The following is a 4237-nucleotide window of genomic DNA, read 5'->3' as shown; positions in this document are numbered from 1 at the left end:
AGCGGGGGTCTGGGGGCGCAGCCCCCAGAAGGATGGGACGGGTAGGGGCGGCGGGGGCGGAAACAAGCCCCTTCTCCCGGCTTTCGGAGCCTCTTGACACCTACCTGCACGGAAGGCACATTGAGTTGCGCAACCTGAATCATGTTGCGTAGACAGCAACTGAACCGGAGGTGCGGCGATGGCGGGACCCCGAGTGGTCATCATCGGAGCGGGCGTCGTTGGCGCGGCACTCGCGGACGAGATCTCCGCACGAGGCTGGACCGAAGTGACCGTGGTCGACCAGGGACCGCTCCCCGGCACCGGGGGGTCCTCGTCCCACGCCCCGGGTCTCGTCTTTCAGACGAACTCGTCCAAGACGATGACCGAACTGGCCCGCTACACCGTCGAGAAGTTCTGCTCCCTCGACGTCGACGGCAAGCCCTGCTTCCTCCAGGTCGGCGGCCTGGAAGTCGCCACCACCCCCGAGCGCCTCACCGAACTCCACCGCCGCCACGGCTGGATCACCGCCTGGGGCATCGAGGCGCGTCTGCTGACCGCCGAGGAGTGTGCGGAGCAGCACCCCCTCCTCAACCCCGACCGCGTCCTGGGCGGCCTCCTCGTCCCCACCGACGGTCTCGCCAAAGCGGTCCTCGCCGTCGAGGCCCAGATCCGCCGGGCCACCGAACGCGGCGTGACCTTCCTGCCCCGTCACGAGGTACTGGACGTCCAGCAGGTCGATGGTCAGGTCACGGGTGTCCTCACGTCCCAGGGCGAGATCCCTGCCGACATCGTCGTGTGCTGCGCCGGCATCTGGGGGCCGAAGATCGCCCGCATGGTCGGGCTGAACCTCCCCCTCACCCCCCTCGCCCACCAACTCGCCTGGACCGGCCCGGTACCGGCGTTGGCAGGCCAGACGGAGGAGGCGGTCCGCCCGATCCTGCGCCACCAGGACGCCGACCTCTACTACCGCGACCGCTTCGACGCCATCGGCATCGGCTACTACGGCCACCGCCCGATGCCGATCACCGCCGACGAGATCCTCTCCTTCGACGAGGCGGACACGGCCGGGGGAATGCCCTCGGTGCTGAAGTTCACCGAGGACGACTTCGAGCCCGCCTGGACGGAAACCCAGTCGCTCCTCCCCTCCACCAAGGACGCGAAGGTCGAGGAGGGCATCAACGGCCTGTTCTCCTTCACCACCGACAACTTCCCCCTCCTCGGCGAGTCCCCGGACGTCAAGGGCTTCTGGGTGGCGGAGGCGGTCTGGGTCACCCACTCCGCGGGCGTCGGCCGTGCCGTCGCCGAGTTGCTGGTCGACGGTTACTGCTCGTCCTTCGACCTGCACGAGTGCGACCTCAACCGCTTCGAGCCGCACCAGCTGTCCCCGGAGTACGTCCTGGCCCGCGACTGCCAGAATTTCGTGGAGGTGTACGACATCCTCCACCCCCTCCAGCCGTCCGGGCGCCCCCGCCCGATCCGCACCAGTCCCTTCCACACCCGCCAGCGCGAACTGGGCGCCTTCTTCCTGGAGGCGAACGGCTGGGAGCGCCCGCAGTGGTACGAGGCCAACGCGGGCCTGGTGGCGGGCCGTTCGGTGCCGACCCCGAACGACTGGGCGGCCCAGTTCTGGTCGCCGATCGTCGGAGCCGAGGCCCAGGCGACCCGCGAGACGGTCGCGATGTACGACATGACGGCCCTGAAGCGCCTGGAGGTGACCGGCCCCGGCGCCGCCGACTTCCTGGAGGGCCTGACCACCAGCAAGGTGGCCAAGTCGGTCGGCTCGGTGACGTACACGCTGCTCCTGGACCACGACGGCGGCATCCGCAGCGACATCACGGTCGCCCGCCTCGCCCGCGACCTCTTCCAGGTCGGCGCCAACGGCAACCTGGACCTCGACTGGTTCACCCGCCACCTCCCGGCCGACGGCACGGTCCAGGTCCGCGACATCACCCCTGGCACGTGCTGCATCGGCCTGTGGGGCCCGCTGGCCCGCAAGGTCCTCCAGCCCCTGACGGACGAGGACTTCTCGAACGACGGCCTGAAGTATTTCCGCGCCAAGCGCGCCTACATCGGCAGCGTCCCGGTGACGGCGATGCGTCTGTCGTACGTCGGCGAACTCGGCTGGGAGCTGTACACGACGGCAGACCAGGGCCAGAAGTTGTGGGACACCCTCTGGCAGGCGGCACAGCCCCTGGGCGGCATCGTGGCGGGCCGCGGCGCCTTCAACAGCCTCCGCCTGGAGAAGGGTTACCGCTCCTTCGGCACCGACATGACGTACGAGCACGACCCGTACGAGGCCGGCGTCGGCTTCGCGGTCAAGCTCGACAAGGGCGAATTCATCGGCAGGGCGGCCCTGGAACGCCGTAAGGCCGATGTCCGGCGAAAGCTGACCTGCCTGACGATCGAGGACCCGCGACAGGTCGTCATGGGCAAGGAGCCGGTGTACGAGGGTGAGCGGGCCGTCGGATATGTGACGAGCGCCGCGTACGGCTACACGATCGGCAAGGGCATCGCGTATGCGTGGCTGCCCGCCGAACTGGCCGCCCCCGGCACGGTGTTGCACATCGGCTACTTCGACGAGCGCGTCGAGGCGACAGTCGCCGAGGAGCCGTTGTTCGACCCGACGATGTCCCGCCTCAGGGGCTAGAACCCCAGTCCACTCATGGCAGCAGAAGACGGAGACGCCCGATGAGCCCCCGTACACCCGGCGCCGAGTTGCCGGAGCATCCTGACTGGCTGTGGCGTACGCCCGAGCCGAAGCGTTCGTACGACGTGGTCATCGTGGGCGGTGGTGGACACGGCCTCGCCACGGCCCACTATCTGGCGAAGAACCACGGCATCACGAACGTCGCCGTGCTGGAGAAGGGCTGGCTGGCGGGCGGCAACATGGCCCGCAACACGACGATCATCCGCTCGAACTACCTGTGGGACGAGAGCGCGGGGATCTACGAGCACGCGCTGAAGCTGTGGGAGGGACTGGAGGAGGAGCTGGACTACCCCATCCTCTTCTCCCAGCGAGGCGTGCTGAACCTGGCCCACAGCCTCCAGGACGTCCGCGACAGCGTGCGCCGGGTCGAGGCGAACCGCCTGAACGGTGTGGACGCCGAATGGCTCGACGAGCGGCAGGTCAAGGAAGTCTGCCCGATCGTCAACATCTCCCCGGACGTGCGCTATCCGGTGATGGGCGGTACCTACCAGCCCCGCGCGGGCATCGCGAAGCACGACCACGTGGCGTGGGGGCTGGCTCGCTCGGCGGACGCGGCGGGCATCGACATCATCCAGAACTGCGAGGTCACGGGCCTGGACGTGGTCGGCGGGCGGGTCGTGGGGGTCCAGACGACCCTGGGGCCGATCGCGGCGGGCAAGGTCGCGCTCTGCTCGGCGGGCCACTCCTCGGTCCTGGCGGCGATGGCGGGCATCGAACTCCCGCTCCAGAGCCACCCGTTGCAGGCACTGGTCAGCGAGCTGCTGGAGCCGGTGCATCCGACGGTGGTGATGTCCAACGCGGTGCACGTGTACGTCAGCCAGGCGCACAAGGGCGAGTTGGTGATGGGCGCGGGCATCGACTCGTACAACTCCTATACGCAGCGCGGCGCGTTCCACATCATCGAGGAGCAGATGTCGGCGGCGTTGGAACTCTTCCCGGTGTTCGCCCGAGCCCATGTCCTGCGCACCTGGGGCGGCATCGTGGACGTGAGTCCCGACGCGTCGCCGATCGTCGGCCTCACCCCGGTGGACAACCTGTACCTGAACTGCGGCTGGGGGACCGGGGGCTTCAAGGCCACCCCGGGCGTCGGCTGGGTCTACGCCCACACGATCGCCCACGACACGCCTCACCCGCTCAACGCCCCCTTCTCGCTCGACCGTTTCACCACCGGCGCGCTCGTCGACGAGCACGGCGCGGCCGCGGTGGCCCACTAGGGACCCTCAAGGGAGCCGAACGACATGCTGCTCATCCCCTGCCCGTGGTGCGGGCCCCGCGACGAGGCCGAGTTCCACTACGGCGGCCAGGCCCACGTCCCCTACCCGGAGGACCCGTCGGCCCTGACCGACGAGGAGTGGGCCCGATACCTGTTCTTCCGCGCCAACCCGAAGGGTCCGTTCGCGGAGCGCTGGACCCACTCGGCGGGCTGCCGCAGGTGGTTCAACGCGGTACGGGACACGGGGACGAACGAGATCCTGGCGGTGTACAGGGCGGGGGAGGACCGTCCCGCAACTCCGGTACCGGGCGCGTTTTCAGCCCGTCCGGCGTTTGAGG

Annotated in this window: 3 protein-coding genes; all 3 read left to right on the top strand. The window is 69.1% G+C overall.

Going from position 1 to position 4237, the window contains the following annotated elements; all coding sequences use genetic code 11:
• Positions 1-178 precede the first annotated feature (178 nt).
• On the top strand, positions 179-2626 hold the full coding sequence (locus ACWCRB_RS49245; RefSeq protein WP_451002287.1) for a GcvT family protein: 2448 nt from the start codon (positions 179-181) through the stop codon (positions 2624-2626).
• A 41-nt stretch (positions 2627-2667) separates the two neighbouring features.
• Positions 2668-3900, top strand: coding sequence for a sarcosine oxidase subunit beta family protein (locus ACWCRB_RS49240; RefSeq protein ID WP_235478590.1), 1233 nt, complete (start codon positions 2668-2670; stop codon positions 3898-3900).
• A gap of 24 nt (positions 3901-3924) precedes the next feature.
• Positions 3925-4237 (top strand): sarcosine oxidase subunit delta (locus tag ACWCRB_RS49235; RefSeq protein ID WP_451002286.1); only part of this gene is annotated, 313 nt, incomplete at its 3' end.

This window comes from Streptomyces sp. NPDC002156 (genome assembly GCF_053593675.1).
This window is presented reverse-complemented; position numbering and strand designations above follow the sequence as displayed.

Excerpts from the sequence above, each read along its gene's own strand:
- ACWCRB_RS49245 (WP_451002287.1), top strand. The coding sequence starts at position 179 with ATGGCGGGACCCCGAGTGGTCATCATCGGAGCGGGCGTCGTTGGCGCG.
- ACWCRB_RS49240 (WP_235478590.1), top strand. The coding sequence starts at position 2,668 with ATGAGCCCCCGTACACCCGGCGCCGAGTTGCCGGAGCATCCTGACTGG.